Origin of the sequence: Labrenzia sp. THAF35 (assembly GCF_009363595.1) — a bacterium.
GTDB classification, from domain to species: domain Bacteria; phylum Pseudomonadota; class Alphaproteobacteria; order Rhizobiales; family Stappiaceae; genus Roseibium; species Roseibium algicola.
In genome coordinates, this window is sequence record NZ_CP045380.1 from 5,660,806 (window position 1) to 5,679,878 (window position 19,073).

18 protein-coding genes are annotated in these 19,073 nt (G+C 59.0%); 8 read left to right on the forward strand and 10 right to left on the reverse strand.

From position 1 onward, the window contains the following. Window positions 1-125: 125 nt before the first annotated feature. Both FIU93_RS26010 and hmgA read right to left on the reverse strand, forming a co-directional pair. Window positions 126-1,139 carry a fumarylacetoacetate hydrolase family protein gene (locus FIU93_RS26010; RefSeq protein WP_077290443.1) on the reverse strand — a complete coding sequence of 338 codons (1,014 nt, stop codon included), beginning with the start codon at window positions 1,137-1,139 and terminating at the stop codon, window positions 126-128. Window positions 1,140-1,320: 181 nt separating this feature from the next. Next, the gene (gene hmgA / locus FIU93_RS26015) at window positions 1,321-2,691 is read right to left on the reverse strand and encodes a homogentisate 1,2-dioxygenase (protein WP_152507191.1); all 1,371 of its coding nucleotides are present in this window, start codon (window positions 2,689-2,691) and stop codon (window positions 1,321-1,323) included. Between the two features lie 192 nt (window positions 2,692-2,883). Here hmgA and FIU93_RS26020 point away from each other — a divergent pair, with 192 nt between their 5' ends. Then, window positions 2,884-4,917: a methyl-accepting chemotaxis protein gene (locus FIU93_RS26020; RefSeq protein ID WP_173017413.1), complete on the forward strand. Its 2,034-nt coding sequence runs from the start codon at window positions 2,884-2,886 to the stop codon at window positions 4,915-4,917. A 174-nt stretch (window positions 4,918-5,091) separates the two neighbouring features. Then, window positions 5,092-5,406, forward strand: a complete 315-nt coding sequence (locus FIU93_RS26025; protein ID WP_075284171.1) for a hypothetical protein — start codon at window positions 5,092-5,094, stop codon at window positions 5,404-5,406. Window positions 5,407-5,518: 112 nt separating this feature from the next. On the opposite strand, the gene FIU93_RS26030 is transcribed toward FIU93_RS26025, so the two are convergent. Together FIU93_RS26030 and FIU93_RS26035 are read right to left on the reverse strand one after the other, a co-directional pair. Then, window positions 5,519-5,887, reverse strand: a complete 369-nt coding sequence (locus tag FIU93_RS26030) for a nuclear transport factor 2 family protein (RefSeq protein WP_152507193.1) — start codon at window positions 5,885-5,887, stop codon at window positions 5,519-5,521. An 80-nt stretch (window positions 5,888-5,967) separates the two neighbouring features. Beyond that, complete coding sequence (locus FIU93_RS26035) at window positions 5,968-7,443, reverse strand: ATP-binding protein (protein ID WP_031268989.1); 1,476 nt, start codon at window positions 7,441-7,443, stop codon at window positions 5,968-5,970. A gap of 287 nt (window positions 7,444-7,730) precedes the next feature. Between FIU93_RS26035 and FIU93_RS26040 the strand changes: the two genes are divergently transcribed. Together FIU93_RS26040 and FIU93_RS26045 are read left to right on the forward strand one after the other, a co-directional pair. Beyond that, window positions 7,731-8,561, forward strand: a complete 831-nt coding sequence (locus tag FIU93_RS26040; protein ID WP_161633234.1) for a transporter substrate-binding domain-containing protein — start codon at window positions 7,731-7,733, stop codon at window positions 8,559-8,561. Between the two features lie 158 nt (window positions 8,562-8,719). Continuing rightward, entirely contained in the window at window positions 8,720-9,376 is a 657-nt protein-coding gene (locus FIU93_RS26045; protein ID WP_055659505.1) for a cupin domain-containing protein, read from the forward strand. On the opposite strand, the gene FIU93_RS26050 is transcribed toward FIU93_RS26045, so the two are convergent. The 3 genes from FIU93_RS26050 to FIU93_RS26060 all read right to left on the reverse strand — a co-directional run bounded on the left by FIU93_RS26050 (window position 9,361) and on the right by FIU93_RS26060 (window position 11,653). Then, window positions 9,361-9,900, reverse strand: a complete 540-nt coding sequence (locus FIU93_RS26050) for a DUF2867 domain-containing protein (protein WP_209010237.1) — start codon at window positions 9,898-9,900, stop codon at window positions 9,361-9,363. The genes FIU93_RS26045 and FIU93_RS26050 overlap by 16 nt on opposite strands. A gap of 150 nt (window positions 9,901-10,050) precedes the next feature. Next, a complete protein-coding gene (locus FIU93_RS26055) occupies window positions 10,051-10,554 on the reverse strand; it encodes a nitroreductase family protein (RefSeq protein ID WP_353621967.1) in 504 nt (167 codons plus the stop codon). A gap of 178 nt (window positions 10,555-10,732) precedes the next feature. Next, window positions 10,733-11,653 (reverse strand): DMT family transporter, encoded by a 921-nt coding sequence (locus FIU93_RS26060; protein ID WP_152507195.1) that lies wholly within the window; start codon window positions 11,651-11,653, stop codon window positions 10,733-10,735. 105 nt (window positions 11,654-11,758) lie between these two features. Here FIU93_RS26060 and FIU93_RS26065 point away from each other — a divergent pair, with 105 nt between their 5' ends. Continuing rightward, window positions 11,759-12,706, forward strand: a complete 948-nt coding sequence (locus FIU93_RS26065; protein WP_168685678.1) for a LysR family transcriptional regulator — start codon at window positions 11,759-11,761, stop codon at window positions 12,704-12,706. Window positions 12,707-12,788: 82 nt separating this feature from the next. After that, the gene (locus FIU93_RS26070) at window positions 12,789-14,165 is read left to right on the forward strand and encodes an MFS transporter (RefSeq protein WP_152507197.1); all 1,377 of its coding nucleotides are present in this window, start codon (window positions 12,789-12,791) and stop codon (window positions 14,163-14,165) included. 35 nt (window positions 14,166-14,200) lie between these two features. Here FIU93_RS26070 and FIU93_RS26075 read toward each other — a convergent pair whose 3' ends face one another. Next, window positions 14,201-14,761, reverse strand: a complete 561-nt coding sequence (locus FIU93_RS26075; RefSeq protein WP_023000061.1) for a carboxymuconolactone decarboxylase family protein — start codon at window positions 14,759-14,761, stop codon at window positions 14,201-14,203. A gap of 215 nt (window positions 14,762-14,976) precedes the next feature. Between FIU93_RS26075 and FIU93_RS26080 the strand changes: the two genes are divergently transcribed. Further along, window positions 14,977-15,585 (forward strand): TetR/AcrR family transcriptional regulator, encoded by a 609-nt coding sequence (locus FIU93_RS26080; RefSeq protein WP_152507198.1) that lies wholly within the window; start codon window positions 14,977-14,979, stop codon window positions 15,583-15,585. A gap of 16 nt (window positions 15,586-15,601) precedes the next feature. Here FIU93_RS26080 and FIU93_RS26085 read toward each other — a convergent pair whose 3' ends face one another. Further along, window positions 15,602-17,113, reverse strand: coding sequence for a malonyl-CoA synthase (locus tag FIU93_RS26085; protein ID WP_152507199.1), 1,512 nt, complete (start codon window positions 17,111-17,113; stop codon window positions 15,602-15,604). 297 nt (window positions 17,114-17,410) lie between these two features. Between FIU93_RS26085 and FIU93_RS26090 the strand changes: the two genes are divergently transcribed. Then, window positions 17,411-18,064 carry a hemolysin III family protein gene (locus tag FIU93_RS26090; protein ID WP_023000058.1) on the forward strand — a complete coding sequence of 218 codons (654 nt, stop codon included), beginning with the start codon at window positions 17,411-17,413 and terminating at the stop codon, window positions 18,062-18,064. A gap of 66 nt (window positions 18,065-18,130) precedes the next feature. On the opposite strand, the gene FIU93_RS26095 is transcribed toward FIU93_RS26090, so the two are convergent. After that, window positions 18,131-18,868, reverse strand: a complete 738-nt coding sequence (locus tag FIU93_RS26095) for a L,D-transpeptidase (RefSeq protein ID WP_023000057.1) — start codon at window positions 18,866-18,868, stop codon at window positions 18,131-18,133. Window positions 18,869-19,073: the final 205 nt, after the last annotated feature.

Here is a 19,073-nt window from a genome sequence, read left to right on the forward strand (position 1 = left end):
GGGCTCAACCCAACGCTGCGCTCTTGTCTTTCTCGTGGATGGAAAATCGCACCCCCGAGCCCCTCCCCACTAGGCGGAGGGGCTGCTTGCCGAAAATGGTGTCGAGATCCCGGAAGGTCCGATCACTACCCTTCGTATTTCTCCACGGTCTGCTCGATGGCGCCGAAGATCGAATGGCCTTCGGTGTCGAGCATTTCGATGCGGACAGTGTCTCCGAACTTCAGGAAAGGCGTCTTGGCTTCGCCCGTGTTGATCGTTTCGATCATGCGGATCTCGGCAACGCAGGAATAACCGACGCCACCGTCTGCCACCGGCTTGCCCGGACCACCGTCCAGCTTGTTGGAGACCGTGCCCGAACCGATGATCGTGCCGGCACTGAGCGGCCGGGTCTTTGCCGCATGGGCAATGAGCTGGCCGAAATCGAAGGTCATGTCGATGCCCGCGTTTGCGCGGCCGAACGGCTGACCGTTGAGGTCGACATGCAGCGGCAGGTGAAGCTTGCCGCCCTTCCAGGCATCGCCGAGCGCATCCGGCGTGACGGCAACCGGCGAAAAGGCGGAAGACGGCTTGGACTGGAAAAAGCCGAAGCCCTTGCCGAGTTCTGCCGGGATCAGGCCACGCAGGGAAACGTCGTTGACCAGAAGCACAAGAAGGATGTGATCGCGCGCGGCTTCCGCGCTGACACCCATCGGTACATCGCCGGTGACGACAGCAATTTCGCCTTCCATATCGATGCCCCAGGCCTCATCGCGCATGGAGATCGGATCACGCGGGGCGAGGAATGTGTCGGAACCGCCCTGATACATCAGCGGGTCTGTCCAGAAGCTTTCCGGCATCTTCGCACCGCGCGCCTTGCGCACCAGTTCGACATGGTTGACGTAGGCCGAACCATCCGCCCACTGGTAGGCACGCGGCAGCGGCGAATGAGCATCGTGTTCATGGAAACGCAGCGTCGGTACGGCTTCGTGAGACAGGCTCTCGGCCAGCAGTTCCAGCTTCGGCGCCACATGTTCCCAGTCATCGAGCGCTGCCTGCAAAGTCGGCGCGATGTGACTTGCGTCGGTGCAGAAGGTCAGGCGGTCGTTGACCACCACCAGCTTGCCGTCGCGGCTGCCATCCTTGAGCGTTGCCAGTTTCATCGGGTTTTCAGCTCCTAATGTTCGCCAGACCGTGGTGCCCGGCGATGTTTCTCCCGGGAAGCCTCCAGCGGCTTCCTGCCTTTGTTCTTGTCCGCCCCCGGCGGGACGCCGGAGGTTCAGGGTAACCTACCGGTGCGGATCAATCTGCCGTTTGCGGTTGGTCAAATCCTGGATGATTTGGCTATTTGTTCCAGGTCCCTTCGGGCGTGCCATCGAATTTTTTGCCCAGCGAGTCCCAGCAGTCAATGTAATCGTCCTGCAGCGGAGCATCCTTGGCGGCGAATTCCGTAAGGTGCTGCGGGAAACGGGTCTCGAACATGAAGGACATTGTGTTGTCGAGCTTTTCCGGCTTCAGGTCGGCATTCGAAGCGCCTTCGAAGGCATTGTTGTCCGGCCCATGCGGCAGCATCATGTTGTGCAGGCTCATGCCACCGGGAATGAAGCCCTGCGGCTTGGCATCGTACTGGCCGTAGATGTTGCCCATCAGCTCCGACATGATGTTCTTGTGATACCAGGGGGGCCGGAAGGTATCTTCCATCACCATCCAGCGCTCGCGGAACAGCACGAAGTCGATGTTGGCGGTGCCCGGAACGCCGGACGGAGCGGTAAGCACTGTAAAGATCGACGGATCGGGATGATCGAACAGGATCGACCCGATCGGGCAATAGTTCCTGAGGTCGTATTTGCAGGGCGCATAGTTGCCGTGCCAGGCAACAACGTCGAGAGGCGAGTGGCCGATTTTTGTTTCGTGGAACTGGCCGCACCATTTCACCGTCACCGTCGACGGGGCATCGCGATCCTCGTAGTGCGCGACAGGCGTCTTGAAGTCACGGCGGTTTGCCATGCAATTGGCTCCGATCGGCCCCCTGCCCGGCAGTTCGAATTTCTGGCCGTAGTTCTCGCAGACGAACCCGCGCGCCGGACCTTCCACCAGCTCGACCCGGTAAACGAGGCCGCGCGGAAGGATTGCGATTTCCTTCGGCTCCAGCTCGATCACGCCCAGCTCGGTGCAAAACCTGAGGACGCCTTCCTGCGGAACTACCAGCAATTCGCTGTCGGCGGAGTAGAAATATTCGTCCTCCATCGACTTGGTGATCAGGTAGATGTGGCTGGCCATGCCAACCTGTGTGTTGACGTCGCCGGCTGTCGTCATGGTGCGCATGCCGGTCAGCCAGTTGAGGCCTTCATCCGTGTGTGGCACCGGGTTCCAGCGGTACTGGCCGAGCGAAACCACGTCGTCGCAGACATTCGGAGCCGACTTCCAGTAAGGCAGGTCGATCTTCCTGAACCGGCTGGTGTGCTTGACTGACGGGCGGATGCGATAGCACCAGGTCCGCTCGTTCTGATGGCTTGGCGCGGTAAAGGCGGTGCCGGACAACTGCTCGCCATATAGGCCGTAGGCACATTTCTGCGGGCTGTTCATACCCTGCGGCAGGGCGCCTGGCAGAGCCTCGGTTTCAAAATCGTTGCCGAAGCCCGGCATATATTCCAGATCCGCCGTGTTACGGCCGTTTCCAGCTAGATTTTGATTGCTGTCGGTTCTCTGATCCATGACGTCCTCCCGGTTCGGAGATGAATTTAGTTGCATATGTAACCATTTTGATCCCCGGGATCAAGCGGCATGTCGATGCTTTTGCGAACGCGCCGGATTTTCTCCTGTCGCAATGCAAAAAAGCCGCAGAACGTAAGCTTTGCTTTACGTGCGTCTCCTAGGGTTCCCGCAGTCTCACCGTTGGAGCTTTTCATGTCTCTTAGAAATCGAATCTTTTTCGCCTCGAGCGGCGTGTTCCTGGTTGGATTCCTGACGCTTATTCTTGCCGTCACCTTCATGACCCAGGCCACGTCGCAAAAATCGGGTGAAGATCTCATCCGCAAGACTGCCGAGGCACTTGCTCTGGATGCCGGCAAGACACTGGCACAGGCACAGCTTGCGGCCCGCGCTGCGGCCGATGCCCTGGAGGGAATGCAGCAAGCCGGCGTTAGCGATCGCAACGCCTATGCAGCCGTGATGCAGCACCAGATCAGCCAGAACAAACATTTTGTCGGCGGCGGTGCGATCCTGGAACCGGACATGGCCGGCAATGACGCGGACAATGCAGGCGCCAACTTCTCCGACGACAAGGGACGCTTCATTCCGTATTTCTATAACGACGGTGCAAAAGTCGCCTGGGAACCGCTCCTGTTCGGTGGCGATAGCGGCTCTGAAGAGTGGTACGACAAGCCGAAGAACCTGGGCCACGACACGGTCACCGAGCCCTATCTCTACCCGGTCAATAATGTCGACGTGCTGATGGCGACAGCCTCCTCGCCGATCAAGGATGCTTCCGGACGCGGCATCGGTGGCGCCACCATCGACGTGTCGCTGGAAGGCCTGCAGAAGGCGGTGAGCGCCGGCCAGACCTATGAAAGCGGCTATGTCGGCCTTCTCAGTGAAACCGGTGTATGGGTGTCCCATCCGGACGCAGCCCTCCTCGGCCAGAAGGCCGATGCGGCAATGGTCGGCAAGATCCAGTCGATCAAGAATGAAGCTGCCTTCACGACCGAAAACGGTACCGTGGAAGCCATCAAGGGCTTCGAACTGGACGGCACCGGCCAGCACTGGTTCATCGTTGTCGCCGTTGACGAGAGCGAACTTCTGGCAAGCGCCAATTCCACCATGCAGATGAGCCTGCTGCTCGCCCTCGGCCTGCTGGTAGCCGGCACGTTCCTGATGTGGATGCTTGGTTCCACAATTGCCGGACCGGTGCAAATGCTGACCGCTCGCATGCGCAAGCTTGCCGAAGGCGATGTCGATACGCCGGTGGCCTATCTCGACCGCAAGGACGAAATCGGCCAGATGGCCGGTGCGCTGGAAATCTTCGTTGAAAACGAAACCGAACGGCGGTCGCTGCAGAACGACACCGAGCAGGCCCAACACAGCCAGCTGGAGCGCCAGAAGACTGTCGAAGCCCTGATCGAAACCTTCGAGCGCGACGTCCACGCCGTTCTCGACCAGGTCAGCGGCAACAGCAAGCGCATGGAGCAGACCGCGGCTTCTCTCGATGCGATCGCGCGCGACACTTCCGCCAAGGTTTCATCGGTTGCCGGATCTTCCGAAGTTGCACAGAGCAGCGTCCAGACAGTGGCCTCCGCCGCTGAAGAGCTGTCCGCCTCGATTTCCGAAATCGGTCGCCAGATCGGCCAGACGAAGGAAGTCGTCACGAGCGCTACCCGTGCCGCCAACGATTCCAACGACAAGGTCGGAAGCCTCGACAGCGCCGCGCAGAAGATCGGTGAAGTGGTCAGCCTCATCCAGGCGATCGCCGAACAGACCAACTTGCTGGCGCTGAACGCCACCATCGAAGCCGCTCGCGCCGGAGAAGCCGGCAAGGGCTTTGCGGTGGTTGCCGCGGAAGTGAAGGAACTGGCCACGCAAACCGCCAAGGCGACGGAAGAGATCTCCACGCAGGTCACCGGTATCCAGTCCTCGACACGCAATGCCGTCGGCTCGATCCAGGAAATCGCCAGCACAATGGAAGAGGTCAACCAGTTCACGGCGGCCATTGCCGCGGCGATCTCGCAGCAGGGTGATGCCACCAACGAGATCAGCCACAATGTCCAGCAGGCAGCCAGCTGCACCAGCGACATGAGCAACAGCGTTGGCGACGTGATGCAGGCAGCCGAGGAAACCAGCAGCTCGGCAGCCGACGTCCTGTCGGTCTCCCAGTCGGTTTCCGAACATGCCCAGGGCTTGCAGGCCACCATTGCAGACTTCCTGAGCCGCGTTCGCGCTGCTTAAGTCAGGCACATAACCTCACAAACCGGGTTCGCGCAAACCCTTGTGCGAGCCCGGTTTTTTTTGTTTTGCCCGGCATATTTCCCGTTCTCGGAAATAGCTGTTTTGAGATTCCACACTTGAATGAAAATACGAGCTGACGTAAAAAGAACAAAACAGGAACACTGGAGAAGATCGATGCGGCTCGCCGACACTGCTGTTGCGCATTCCTGCGCTGTTTCCTCCGCTGCCGCGTCGACGCCAGGCACGGAACAACTGACCTCCGTCACGCGCGGCGAGGTCCGCACCATGATGCTTTACCTGCGCAAGGCGCGGGAGCGGGCTATCGCGATCCGGGACAGGTCTCCTGGCGGCAGTTATCTGGAAAGCGTGCTCACACGCACGATCGACGGCATTTCGGTGGAGCTTTCACAACTCGACTATCTGCTGGCATCGAAACCGGCGGAAGCAACCCGGACTGAGCCGGGCCGCAGGATGCGTCCGGCGATTTGATTGTCATTGCCGTGCAGACCTTCGGCCCCCAAAGGGCAGACTGCACTTGAAGAGCGTTCAGATTTCAGTGCCTGCGTGAACAGCGCGAGATCTGGCGTGGAACCATTGCCAGTCACCCTTCCCGCTTCAGTGGCCCGAAGAAGCCGAAGACCGCGCTCAGCTTGCCGCTTTGGTCGTCAATCCAGACGACATCAAGTCCTTCCGGCAGCACCGTTCCGTCCGCATTGACCATCTGCCAGGCAAACCGCGCTGAACCGTGGTGGCTGTCGACACTGCTGGTCCGAAGGATCTTCGCACCGACCCTTTTGGCCAGAACGCCGGAGATGTGGTCAACCAGCGCAGCGATACCGGTCACATCGGTTTCCGGGTCCGTGTATCTGACATCTTCCACTACGGACCTGCCGAGCAGATCCTGCCGATAGGATGGGTCACGTTCAGACCAGGCTGCACAATAGATGTCGATGGTCTCTTCCAGCGTCATGTTTGCCTCCCTTGCAGTCTTCTGCAAAAGCATGCGCGAAAGTTTGCAATCTCGCCAGTCAGTGTGCTGGAAAGGCCGCGTCAGGCGGCGGCTTCGTCACCCGGTGCCGTTTGCCAGCCAAGGTCGGTCAGCGTCACGATACGATTGCCGCGCAAGTCGGTGGCGCAGACAAGAAATCCGCGTTCTTCCATATGGCTCAACAGCCAACGCGCCCTGCCGGGAGACCGTGTGCCGTAGGCGGTGGCAATTTCAATGTTGCCGGGACATGGCGCCTTCGCGATCGCGGCCTTTGCCAGCAACAGGTACACACCGCGCATGTCTTCCGGCAATTCGGAGGCGATCAGTTCCGCCTGGGCCCAGGCTCCGTCGTCCATTTCGCCCTTTTCAACGCCTGCACGGGCAACGGAGAGCTTTTCTCGGAAAGTCTGCAGGTCCGGTGCGCCGCCCGCCAATTTGGAAATGCGGCAGCGGACCTGGAAGTCCTGATACAGCGTTGCAATCGGCTGGAACGCAGCTTCCTCGTCTTCCAGAATACCTGCAATGATTTCCGAAATTTTCTGCTCGCGTTCGCCAAAATCGAGCAGGCTCTCAGCCTGTGGCACGTCTTCAGCGCTAGCACGTTCTGCACTGCTGAGCTGATCGAGCACGTCACCGGTCGAAACCACAGGCTCGACGAAACGCTGGCGGACCGGCTGAACTTCGTCCGCTCCCGGCGTGAAGATCAGATCCTTGGCGTCTTCCTTGGGCTGCTCCGGCAGTGGCAGCAGTTTGTGAGTTCCGCCCCGCCCCATGGTCTCCACCGGGCCGATCTTGACCGGAACGGGACGGCGCGACATGGCCGGTCCGAGAGCGATGAAGTGACCCCTGTCGAGATTTCTGAAACTTTCGGCCTGGCGCCGCTCCATGCCGAGAAGGTCGGCAGCACGCGCCATGTCGATATCCAGGAACGTACGGCCCATCAGGAAGTTGGACGCTTCTGCGGCGACGTTCTTGGCAAGCTTGGCGAGACGCTGGGTGGCAATGACGCCGGCCAGTCCGCGTTTGCGGCCGCGGCACATCAGGTTGGTCATGGCTCCGAGGGAACGGCGCCGGGCCTCCTCGGTCACCTCGCCGGCGGCGGCAGGTGCAAAGAGCTGTGCTTCATCAACGATGACCAGCATCGGATACCAGAGATCGCGGTCCGCATCGAACAGGCCGTCGAGAAAGGTTGCAGCCGCCTTCATTTGCCGGTCGGCATCAAGACCTTCCAGATTGAGTACCACCGATACCCGGTGCTGGCGCACCCGTGCGGCGATCATCTGAAGATCCTTTTCGGTGCCGACCGCATCGACAACGACATGGCCGAACTTATCTGCCAGAGACACGAAGTCGCCTTCGGGATCGATAATGGCCTGCTGGACCCAGCTCGCGGACTGTTCAAGAAGCCGGCGCAGGAGATGCGACTTTCCCGAGCCGGAATTGCCCTGCACCAGAAGGCGCGTTGCCAGCAGTTCTTCCAGATCAAGACCGGCGCGTGCGCCGCCTGTCATTTCCCCGATATCGATTTGTACCGTCATGCGACCACTTTTCTTGCAGCCTCGGCAGCGCTGCGGCTTCTCCGTTTTCTGGATTTCGTGCAGTGCGGTAGTCAGCACGATTCCGTGCCACTTGCAAAGCCAGCCTGCCGGGAAAGCCGGGTTTTCCCAGAATTCCACCGAATAGCAACCTTTAAGTGACAGGCTGCCTCCAGAAGAGGCCGCAAATCCGGTTCGGGCCTGCGTTAAGCAATGTCGGCTTTGCCAGGTGCCACGCAGGACTTCTGTGCTAAGGTTGGTAGAACGGGAGCTTTTTCAGGGAAATCGCTGTGACAGTCAATGGATTGGCAGGCTCTTCGTGCCGGCTCGTTTTAATACAACTCAAAACGCTGCTTGCCGGCGCTGTGTTGTCGATCCTTGCGCTTGCGGTGCATCCCGCCAAAGCCGATATCGTCCGTATTGCCGTCGGTGAGTGGCCCCCTTATTTTTCCGAAAGTGACGAAGGATACGGAACCTACGCCAAGGTCGTCGCAAAGGCCTTCGAACTTGAAGGCCTTACGGTGGAGTACGGCTTCTTTCCCTGGAAACGTGCCTTGCTGGAAGCCCAATCCGGCCGCTGGCAGGCTTCCGCAGGTTGGGGCAAAACCGCTGAGCGAGAACCTTTCTTTCATTTCTGCGACGCGGTTCTGGTTGAGCGCGAGCAATTCTTCTATTCGTCAGACCGACCTGTGAATGCGCAAAATGTGCAGGACCTCAGCGGATTGAGCCTTGGCGCACTAGACGGTGCAGCCCTTGGGGAGGACCTGGATAAACTGGTTACCGCAGATCAGATCACCGTCTATCGCCAAAGTTCCCTGGCAGACCTTTTCAAGATGCTTGATGTAGGGCGTGTCGATGTGGTCATGGGCAACGGAGAGGTGGCTGCCGATGCATTGGCTGACGCTTTTTCTCCCGAGGAGACCGCGCGTTTCAAGTCGTTGGAAAACGTCAACGTCCTTTGGGACTACCGCGTAATCGTTTCCAGGAACATCGAAAGCGGTGAGGAACTGTGCACCCGGTTCAACCAAGGTTTGAGGAAGCTTCGCGACACCGGAGAATATGACCGCCTTTTGTGGCCGGAACGCGATGGGGAGGGTCAGTCCCAGGCCAGCCCGTCCTGAGGCCCGGGCAGCCGTGAGAAATATGCAGGCTCTGATTTGGCTCGCTCGATTGCTTGCAATGCCTGAAAGGCTTCACAACGAGTTCAAATCTGTCCCCTTCCAAATGGGGATATCCTGCCCCATGTGAACATAATAAGAATCATATTGGGATGGACCGGATGAAAATTCATGCAGACCTGACGCAGCCTGCAATCGTCGACAGCGCCACGCTCGACTGGGTGCCCTCACCAATGGCAGGTGTGGAGCGAAGGATGCTGGAGCGCGATGGTGAAGAGGTCGCGCGAGCCACCAGTCTGGTCAGATACGCTCCCGGCTCTGCCTTTTCCGCCCACAAGCATGACATGGGTGAAGAATTTCTGGTTCTGGACGGCGTTTTCTCGGATGAAAGCGGGGATTTTCCCAAAGGCATGTATGTGCGCAATCCTCCGGGCTCCAGCCATGTGCCTTCGAGCGAACCTGGCGCCGTCATCCTTGTGAAATTACGTCAGATGCAGCCTGACGATGATGCCTTTGTCCGGGTGAACACTCTGGACCCCAGCGGCTGGCAGGCCGGCAGACCCGGAGAAAGCATCCTGCCGCTGTTCATCCGGCCGGAAGAGGAAGTGGTGATGCTCGACTGGGAAAGAGGCGCCAGACTGGCTCCGCAAACCTTCCCGGGCGGAGCGGAGTATTTTGTCGTTGAAGGCAGTTTCGAAGACCAGAGCGGCCGCCACGATCAAGGTACCTGGATACGCCTGCCGGCGGGAACCCGGCAGGAAATCACGACAACCCAGGGCGCCCGCGTCTGGAGAAAAACGGGTCACCTGGCGTTCTGAGTTGCCCAGTGCTGGAGGGCTGTCCCCCTGGAAAGCTGGGTTTTGACAATCATCTTGTGTAACGGCAGGATCATCGCAAGATAGGCATGACCGGCCAGGTTATGCCGTTTGCAGCAGGTCGAGACATAGATCCGCGCGGCTCCTCCCCTTTTGCGGAACACGGAGACACGGAAATCCTGGTGCCAGTCGTTCTCGCCCAGAATGATCTCATCTTCTGAAACCGAATAGATCTTGAAGAAACCGATCCGGTCTCCCTCGCCCTTGCAGATGATGTTATCGGCACCTTGTTCCTGTGCCAGAGCCTTCGTTGTTTTCATGCCGACGAGCCCTGCAAGCTTGTCGCGGAACGAGAGAAGCGCAGTCACCCAGCCGATTTCTGCCATCAGAATGCGTTCGGCAAGTACGCGCATATCTGCGGTCAACAGGTCTTCCCGTCCGCGGATCGGGATGGAAAAGGTGTCGAGATAATCGTCGGCCGCCCTATAGGTATTGAGGAGACTTTCTTCCGGCAGTTTGTCGGTCATGGCCATGTCCTGGCTCCCTCCAGCAAATTCGACTTGCCAAACCTATACCTGCTGCCACCGGAAAAACCCCTTGCAGATTGCCGCAGCAAAAAGGCAGCGGAATCAGCCCGCTGCCTTTTTGGGAAAGTGATTGTGTGCCGACCTCGGCGGTCAGGCCCAGGCGCCTGCGAAAGCGATTTCAGCCAGCGGTTTGCGGCTGCTTGGGGTTTCACGTTCCTGCAAGGTTTCAGGCAGGTCCGCTGTGTCCCCCCGCCGGCCAATGGCAATGGCAATCTGAGGCAGGTAGCGTTCTGGCACACCGAGTTTTTCGTGGATCTCTTCTTTCAGGATCCCGGCCATGCCATGCGCATGAAAACCGAGTGCGGTTGCCTGCAGGGCCGCATGCGCCCAGGCTGAACCGGCATCGAAAGTGTGCAAGCCGTTGGCTCTGTTCGGTTTACCTTCCTTGCCGTCCACTTCGCTGTCGGAAAACAGATAGACAAGTGCGGAGGCGTGTTGCGCCCAGTCGCGGTTGAACGGGTTGAGAAGATCGACCAGGACCTGCCAGTCGGCATCGCCCCTGCGGGCATAGACGAAACGCCAAGGCTGGATGTTGAAAGCAGACGGCGACCAGCGGGCAGCCTCCAGAATGGTTTTCAGATCCGCTTCCTCGATCGTCGACCGGTCAAAGGCACGTGGTGATCAGCGGTCGACGAACAGGTTTTCAATCGGATGATCGGGGGTACGGGCAGTCATGAGCAGTGTCTCCAGTCTATTCCGGGCATATATCCATCGGGCTGAACAGGAGATAGGTGACTTTTATCTCAACATCAAGATACTTCACTCCAAGATTTTATGTTGTCGGTGCGACTTCCCGATCCAATCGGGGTCCCGCCACGATGGATGGCGCGATCAGGATTGCCGACAACACCACGGCTGCGGACAGCAACTCCCTCAAGCCAATCGCTTCGCCGAAGACCAGCCAGCCGACCAGAAACATGGTCGGCAGTTCGAAACTTCCCGCAGCCGCGGTGCGAACAGGCCCAACCTTCTGACAGGCGATCGTATAGAGGATCTGCGGAACAAGAGCCGTTCCAAGTCCCATGGCGACGATGAGGCCCCACTGACCGGTGCTTGCCGGCAGAACTGAGCCCTGCCCTTCATTGATCGCGAGAGGCAACAAACCAATGACGGACCCGGAAAGTCCGCAAGCAGTCCGTTCCAGCGAATTCAACTCGCCTGCCAGCCCGCTGAGGACAACAATCAGAAAGCCGAACGCGATGGGAGCAGGAATGGCCCATAAAAGCGCCTGCAGTGCCTCGGGAGATAGCGACGACGGATCGAGCAGCAGCCCGGCTGCCAGGATAACCAGACCTGCCGAGGCAAATGATCTCCAAGTCAACGCTTGCCTGAGCAGACCCCAGGCAAAGAGGGCCGCGAAAACCGGATAGGACATGTAGACGACACCGGCAGCGGCAACGGGTGCCACGCGGATCGCCTCCAGATGGCCGATCAGGCTGAGCCCCAGCACCAGACCCGCCCCCGCCATCAACAGGGCGCCGCCTCGTTTGCGCTTCTCGAACGGCAGAAAGGGAAGCAGGAACAGGACGGAAAAGCCGTAACGATATAGCGCGATTGTGGCCGGGCCGGCGCCCAGTCCCTGAAGCTCCCGCACGAAGATCGGGACGAGGCCGAAACAGGCTGCGGAGGCTGCAATGACGAGTGTAGCCCCAGTCGTCCCAAGGCTGATGTGAGGAAAAGTGATGTTGCTCATACCTTGTCGATACCGCGCAACGATGAGCAAACAAAATTCCTAGTTTTCATTCAGTTCATGAAATGCTTTCATACAAATATGATCCCTCGACTGGCCCTCCATCACTTGACCCTTCTTTCCGCGCTTGGCGAGACCGGCAGCATGACCGCGTCCGCCACGCGTCTCGGCGTGACCCAGTCTGCAGCTTCACACAGGCTGCGGGAAGCAGAGCGCCGCCTGGGGGTGGTTCTGGCACGCCGCGCCGAGAACCGGATTGAACTGACGCCGGAGGGCGAGCGTCTGCGGCATCTGGGCGAGACCTTTCTGGGCGAGTTGTTTCGTCTGGAGCAGGATCTTGAAGCCTCGGCAAGGGACGCCAGGATCCTCGTTCGCCTCGGCCAGGCAACCTACAGCCGCTATCACTGGTTTCCAGCGTTTCTGGAATATCTGGACACGGCCGACCCGAAACTGTCGGTCGATCTGTCATCGCGTGCGACGGCACATCCCCTGGCCTCGCTCCTCGACGGTTCCGTGGATGTTTCGCTGGTTTTCGGCCGCGAACCGGCACTTGCCTCGCTGCGCGCGGTGAAGCTGGGCACCGACCCGATTGTCGCGGTGCTGGCGCATAATCACCCGCTTGCCGCAGAGCCTGTCGTCAACAGCGAGAACATGGGCGATGAGCGTTTCTTCGTTTATCCGCTGACCGCAGAACCCGGATTTGACTGGACAACCCTGCTTGGCGCCCCCACCCAGCCGTTCCGGCGGTTGACCCCGATGCCGACACCGGAAGCCGTGATCGATCTGGTGCGCGCCAAGTTCGGCGTTGCCATCTTCAGCAAGTGGGCCATCGAGCCGGAACTGGCTGACGGAACACTGGTTTCCCGCCCGATTGCCGAAGGTGGCGTTTCGCTGGACTGGTGGTGTGTTCGTCGCGCCTCGGACCCGCAGGACAGTCCGGCGGCACGCCTCTCATCTGCCTTGACCGCCTGGAGCCACCAGTCCGACAGGGCCTTGTCGACGCTTGCCTTCGGCGGAACGGGTCAAACTGCAGGGTCGGAATTGAAAAAAACCTAGGCGCGAAACAGTAACCTTCGTAAGCTTTTCAAGGGGAGAAGGGGAAAAGCCGGTAATTTCCGGCGAACGGGGGAGACAGGCAGTGGCTTCACTCTCCGAAAAGGATCGCAAACGCGGGCTTGTTCTGGCCATGGGTACGCTTGGCGGCCTGGTGATGCTGGACGAGACAATCCTTGGCGTTTCACTTCCGGCAATCCGGTCCGAGATGGGGCTATCGCCGACGCTTACCCACTGGATCATCAACGCCTACATGCTGACGTTCACCTGCTTCGCCGCTATCGGCGGCAAGGCGATCGACCTTTTCGGGTTGCGCCCTGCCCTAATTGTCAGCGCCAGTGTGTTTGCGCTCGCCAGTCTTCTGGCCGGATTTTCAAACGGACCTGAACTGCTGATCGGCATGCGCATCGTCCAGGGCCTTTGCGCAGCAGTGATGTTCCCGATGACGCTCGCAGCCGCGACCCTCACCTTCGACAAGGCAGAACGGGGCCGTGCAATCGGCATTCTGGCGGGGATGGCAACGATATTCCTGGCCGCGGGACCGCTGCTGGGCGGTGTCCTGACTGATTTTCTTTCCTGGCGCTGGGTCTTTTGGGTCAACATTCCCATTGTCGCCGTTGGAACTGTGCTTGCCTGCCTGTTCTGGCAACCGCCGCAGCAAACGCCTGCCCGCCCGCTCATAGACCGGATAGGTCTGTTCCTGTTGCTTGTTGGCATGACGGGGATCATTTTCGGCCTGATGGAAGGTCCCGACTTTGGCTGGATGACGCCACTCATCCTTGGCAGCTTGCTGGCCGGAATTGCCGGGATCGTGTTTTTCGTAGCCTTTGAAGCCAGGCAACGGATGCCGCTGATCGATGTGCACCTGTTTCGACTGAAGGCGTTTCACGCCAGTGTTCTCGTGATCCTTCTGACACAGATGAACAAGATCGTCGTTGCGATCTTCGTGCCCCATTTCCTGCAGCTCGACATGAAATTCACGGCGCTGGCGGCAGGTCTCGCAACTGTCGTCGCCGTTTTTCCGTTTCCCTTCCTGTCAGCACCCGCCGGCAAGTTGGGAGACAGGCACGGTTCACGCAAGCCGGTTCTGGTAGCCCTCGCGGTTCTGGCTCTGGCCAACATTGCTATCGGCACCCTCACCCTTGCGGAAAACTATTTGGTGCTAGCCCCGGCTCTTCTGGTCTGGGGAATTGCCCTTCCCTTTGCGATGATCCCGACCGGGCGGATCACCGCCAACGCGGTCCCTTCGGAAAAGCAGGGAGAGGTCAGTGGCCTGGTCATCACGGCGCGTCTGGTTGGAGGAACACTCGGTGTCACAATGGGCAGCGTGCTGCTGGCGATGGAGGCAGGGTTCGGCTCCATCTTCTGGGTGATGGGTGTACTGATCGCCCTGTGCTGCGCCTATGGCTTCAGGTCATTCGCCAATGATGCACCAGCTTACCATTCAGCACCCGGGAGCTGAGTGCTCCCGAGTGCCGGAACAAGTGACCTGGAAGGTCACGCCATTTCCGGTTCCTTCTTCCAGGCAAATTGCTTGACCGGCTCATCCAGCTCAGTGTGAGCAAGCGCGTTGGTGAAGTTCGACAAGGTCTTGGCGGCGATACCGACAAGAACTTCAAGTGCCTGCCGTTTGGAATAACCCGCAGCAAGAAATGCCTTCAACGCATCGTCACCGATATGTCCACGCTGCTCGACGAGGGTTCGCGTATAGACGCGAAGCGCTTCCAGTTTCGGGTCGTTCAGGCGTCCTCCAACGCGCAAGGCGGCAATCGCATCATCCGGCACCTTGACCATCTTCATCAGCATGGTGTGCCCTGCCATACAGTAGTGACATTCGTTGAGGTAGTTCACTGTCATCATCACGACCTGCTGCTCGGTCGGCGACAGATCCGTGGCTTGAGTGAATAGCCGGAACGTTTCCAGATAGGCTTCATAGACGGAAGGGGCTTCGGCCATCACCTGGTGCAGTTTCGGATAGAAGCCGTAATCCTTCTTCGACCTCTCGAGCAGGTCCAGAGATCCTTGCGGTGCAGTTTCAGGGGTGTGGTACTCAAACATGCCTTATGCTCCTTCAAAGCTTTGGCTGAGGAAAAGAAACGAGGTGGTCTTCAGGGGCGCCGACGCGACTGGAGGGAACCGGACCATGCGTCCCGTCAGTCCGTGACAGCGCTTGAACTTGCTACGTTTTGATCACTTGTGTATAAAACTGAAACAAGCGTTTTGTCCATATGTGAACAAAACCATCGGCGTAACATGTTCGTGAGACGAGAGCGATGGCACGACCGTCCAAATTCGACAGGGAAGACGCGCTCGATGTGGTGATGAACCAGATCTGGCAGACAGGCTATCGCAACAATTCCGTCAAATCGCTTGCGGAGGTTCTCGGGATAACCCGATCGAGCTTCTACAACGCCTTCGGCTCCCAGGAGCAGCTGTTCAAGGAAGTGCTTGCCCGCTACACCCGGGTCTCGCCGGACAGGGTTCTGGCTCACGACAATTCCAACAAGCTGGTGCGTGGCGTAATCACTGAATTCTTTCAGGACATATGCCGCCTGCGGGCCCGCGACCCGGAATGGCGCGGCTGCATGGCTGTCAACGCAATTAGCGAACTCTGCAGCAGCCATCCCGAACTGGGGCCGGTGTTGGCAGAAGTTATCTTCGGAAGTCTGGAACGGTTGGAAAGACTGCTCAAGCTGGGTGTCGAAACCGGCGAACTACCGAAGGACTATGACATTCGCAGCAATGCACTTGCGGTTCAGACGCTGATGATCGGCATCAACACGCTGAGCAAGGTTGTCCATTCAGAGAAATCCTTGTGGCTTGCATGCGAAGCGACGCTGAAAGGTCTCGACCTTCTCGAAAAAAGCGGGATTGGCGAGTGAGTGCAAGATGGCGTGATCAGCCGAAATCGCCGCTGAACCGTTCACGCAGCACGTTTTTCTGGATCTTGCCCATGGTGTTTCGCGGCAAGGCCTCCAGAACGTGGACCTTCTTGGGCTGCTTGAACTTCGCCAGACGATCGTTCAAGGAGGCTTGAACGGCGTCCTGGCCCAGTTCGGCTCCCGGTTTCGGTGCCAGCACGGCGACCACCGCCTCTCCAAAATCAGGATGCGGCACGCCGATCACCGCGCTTTCGGCGACGCCCAGCAATTCGTCCAGCAGCGCTTCAACCTCGGCCGGATAAACGTTGAAACCGCCGCTGATGATCAGATCCTTGGACCTGCCGACGATGGAAACATAACCGTCTTCGTCGACGCGCCCCATGTCGCCGGTGATGAAATAGCCGTCTGCCCGAAATTCCTGTGCCGTCTTTTCCGGCATTCGCCAGTATCCCAGAAACACGTTGGGGCCCTTGATCTCGATGATGCCGACCTCTCCGTCCGGCAGCTCTCGCCCGGTTCTGGCATCGACGACGCGAAGCCCGACCCCGGGCAGAGGAAATCCAACCGTTCCCGGCCGACGTGCACCATCATAGGGATTGGAAGTGTTCATGTTGGTTTCGGTCATGCCGTAACGCTCCAGGATTGCGTGTCCGGTGCGTTCGCGAAACTCCTTGTGCACCTCTGCCGAGAGCGGGGCTGACCCTGAAATGAACAGGCGCATGTGGGCCGCCACATCCCGCGTGAACCGGTCCGATGCCAGCAGGCGCGTATAGAATGTCGGAACGCCCATCATGGCTGTTGCTTTCGGCAGAGCGGCAAGAACCTGATCCAGGTCGAACTTCGGCAAGAACAACATGGAACCGCCTGCCATCATCAGACAGTTGGTGGCAACGAACAGCCCGTGAGTGTGGAAAATCGGCAGGGCGTGCAACAGCACATCGTCTTCGGTGAACTGCCAGTATTTCACCATGGTCTGCGAATTCGACGCCAGATTTCCATGCGTGAGCATCGCTCCCTTGGAACGTCCCGTAGTACCGGACGTATAGAGGATGGCCGCCAGATCGTCGTCTTCACGCGGACGGTTGTCATAGTCCGTCGGCATCTGGTCTGCGAGTAGACTGAGGCTGCCCTCCCCGTTCTGATCGAGCGTGTGCAATCGTGCGCCGGCCTTTTGCGCCGTTCCGGCCAGCTCGTCGGCCCTGGCCGGGTCGCAGACAAAGACAGCCGGTTCCGCATCACCAACGAAATAACCGATTTCGGCAGGGGTATAGGCAGTGTTCAGAGGCAGAAATACGCCACCGGCACGGATCGTGCCGAGATAGAGCATCAGGGTATCGGGCGTCTTTTCCACCTGGACAGCAACGCGGTCTCCCGCTTTGACACCCAGTTTCTGGAGGGCACCGGCATATTGCGCAGACCGCGCGAACATGTCCGCATAGGTTATCTTTCCGCCGTCCAGTGTTTCGAGAAAGACCTTGGACCGATTCGGTATGAAGGCGGTCAGGGCGTCAAAGAGATGGTTCATCATCGCAGCGTTCCGAAATGGCGGGCAATCAGGAAGGATGTATTTGATACCAGTGGTGCCCAATTTTAAAGCAAGTCTGAGAATTTTGGGCAAGTCCGGGGAAATGCGGCCTGCCACCATCAAGCTTTCATAAAACTTTCACGCCATGCTTTAGGGTGTGAGGCCATAAATGGTGCTGAAATGGTTTGAGACCGATTGGCCCTCCTGGGCATTGCGAATTTGCTTCGTCAAATTATCCGCACGTTCAGCTGAGAGGGGTTGGATCACGCAATCGCACTCCGAACGACCGAGGGATACTTGATGCCGACAATCAGACCGCAGACCTTTGCAGAATTCGTCGCCGACGGTGCCGTTCATGTGATCGGCATCTGCCTGGGGCTGACGGCAACCATTGTCCTGGCAGCCACGCTCTGGAACGCGGGTGATCCCGCCCGGCAGGTCACTGTCATGATCTATGCTGCCTGCCTGATGGCGATGCTGATCTGTTCCGCGCTCTACAACATGCTGGCGAAAGACCACAAGACAGGGATCCTGAGGCGGCTCGACCACGCGGCCATCTTCCTGATGATCGCGGGCACTTACACCCCCCTGGCAGCAATGATCATCGGCGGATGGACGGGCGGCGTGCTGCTGGCTGTCGTGTGGACCGGTGCGCTGGCCGGGGCCATCGTCAAGCTGGCACATCTGACCGGGCTTGATCGCCTCACTGTCCCCATCTACCTCGCGCTAGGCTGGGTGGTCGTTTTTGCCGTCAATCCGCTGATCGAAAAAGCATCCGCATTCGGGTTTTACATGATCCTGGCGGGCGGGCTGCTTTATACGGTTGGAACAGCCTTCTATGCCTGGAAACGCCTGCCATTCCAGAATGCGATCTGGCACGCCTTCGTACTGGCCGCCGCGGTCTGTCATTTCTCTGCCGTGTTCCACGACGTGGCCCTGATCAGGGCCGCCTGAAACCACTCGACAAAAAAGGCGGCACCGACAGGTACCGCCCTTTTCCATTTCCATCAGCGTGACTGCTTAGGCGTCCGCGTTGGGATCCTTGCTGAGCACGACCACCTTTGTCTGCAGCGGCACGCGGCTGTACAGGTCGATCACGTCCTGCTGCCACATGCGGATACAGCCCGAAGACACACTCTTGCCGATGGAGTTCGGCTGGTTGGTGCCGTGGATACGGTAAAGCGTGTCAGTAGCGCCTTGCCACAGATCCATGGCGCGCGCGCCGAGCGGGTTCTTCAGACCGGGCGGGTAGCCCTTTTCCCAATAACGCTCCAGAGACGGCTTGCGGGCAATCATTTCGCGTGGAGGGCGCCAGATCGGATGAGGCCGCTTGACGCGGATCTTCGCCTCGCCCGACCAGGCGAACCCGGCCTTGCCCACACCGATGCCATAGCGCAGCGCCTTGCCGTTGCCGAGCGTCCAGTACAGGAAGTTGTTATAAGGATCGACGATAATGGTTCCGGGCCGCTCGCGGGTTTTGTACTCCACGATCTGCCGCCAGTACTTCTGGTCGAAATTCTTGTAGTTGATGGCCGGCCAGGTGTAATCGCCATCGGGCCATGCCGCATAGGCAGCCGCATAGTCGAACTGCTCGTCCGGCAGATCGGCCTGATCCGGCAGACCAACCAGCCCGGCGGACTGACATCCTGCAAGGCCGGCTGCCGTAAGCACCAGGCCGGCGGCCAGGAAACCACGCCTGTTCATCGCGCCACCTGCTGGCGAACTGTCAACATCGAGCGGCGAATTGGAACGCTTCATGAGACCTCCACAAATTCTGGCTCCTTCTTGAGACAGGTTTTCAACAGTTGCAAGTCACATTCGCCGAACTGCCTTACATTCTTCAGATGAATCCTTAGATTATTCCCAGCCGACCTTCTCCGGCCCACCCCACACTCAAGGTCCTTCCGTGCAGACAAACGTTTCAAAGTCGCCTTTTCCCGTCTTCGACGGTCACAACGACACA

Excerpts from the sequence above, each read along its gene's own strand:
- FIU93_RS26010 (WP_077290443.1), bottom strand. The coding sequence starts at position 1,139 with ATGAAACTGGCAACGCTCAAGGATGGCAGCCGCGACGGCAAGCTGGTG.
- hmgA (WP_152507191.1), bottom strand. The coding sequence starts at position 2,691 with ATGGATCAGAGAACCGACAGCAATCAAAATCTAGCTGGAAACGGCCGT.
- FIU93_RS26020 (WP_173017413.1), top strand. The coding sequence starts at position 2,884 with ATGTCTCTTAGAAATCGAATCTTTTTCGCCTCGAGCGGCGTGTTCCTG.
- FIU93_RS26025 (WP_075284171.1), top strand. The coding sequence starts at position 5,092 with ATGCGGCTCGCCGACACTGCTGTTGCGCATTCCTGCGCTGTTTCCTCC.
- FIU93_RS26030 (WP_152507193.1), bottom strand. The coding sequence starts at position 5,887 with ATGACGCTGGAAGAGACCATCGACATCTATTGTGCAGCCTGGTCTGAA.
- FIU93_RS26035 (WP_031268989.1), bottom strand. The coding sequence starts at position 7,443 with ATGACGGTACAAATCGATATCGGGGAAATGACAGGCGGCGCACGCGCC.
- FIU93_RS26045 (WP_055659505.1), top strand. The coding sequence starts at position 8,720 with ATGAAAATTCATGCAGACCTGACGCAGCCTGCAATCGTCGACAGCGCC.
- FIU93_RS26050 (WP_209010237.1), bottom strand. The coding sequence starts at position 9,900 with ATGACCGACAAACTGCCGGAAGAAAGTCTCCTCAATACCTATAGGGCG.
- FIU93_RS26060 (WP_152507195.1), bottom strand. The coding sequence starts at position 11,653 with ATGAGCAACATCACTTTTCCTCACATCAGCCTTGGGACGACTGGGGCT.
- FIU93_RS26075 (WP_023000061.1), bottom strand. The coding sequence starts at position 14,761 with ATGTTTGAGTACCACACCCCTGAAACTGCACCGCAAGGATCTCTGGAC.
- FIU93_RS26080 (WP_152507198.1), top strand. The coding sequence starts at position 14,977 with ATGGCACGACCGTCCAAATTCGACAGGGAAGACGCGCTCGATGTGGTG.
- FIU93_RS26085 (WP_152507199.1), bottom strand. The coding sequence starts at position 17,113 with ATGATGAACCATCTCTTTGACGCCCTGACCGCCTTCATACCGAATCGG.
- FIU93_RS26090 (WP_023000058.1), top strand. The coding sequence starts at position 17,411 with ATGCCGACAATCAGACCGCAGACCTTTGCAGAATTCGTCGCCGACGGT.
- FIU93_RS26095 (WP_023000057.1), bottom strand. The coding sequence starts at position 18,868 with ATGAAGCGTTCCAATTCGCCGCTCGATGTTGACAGTTCGCCAGCAGGT.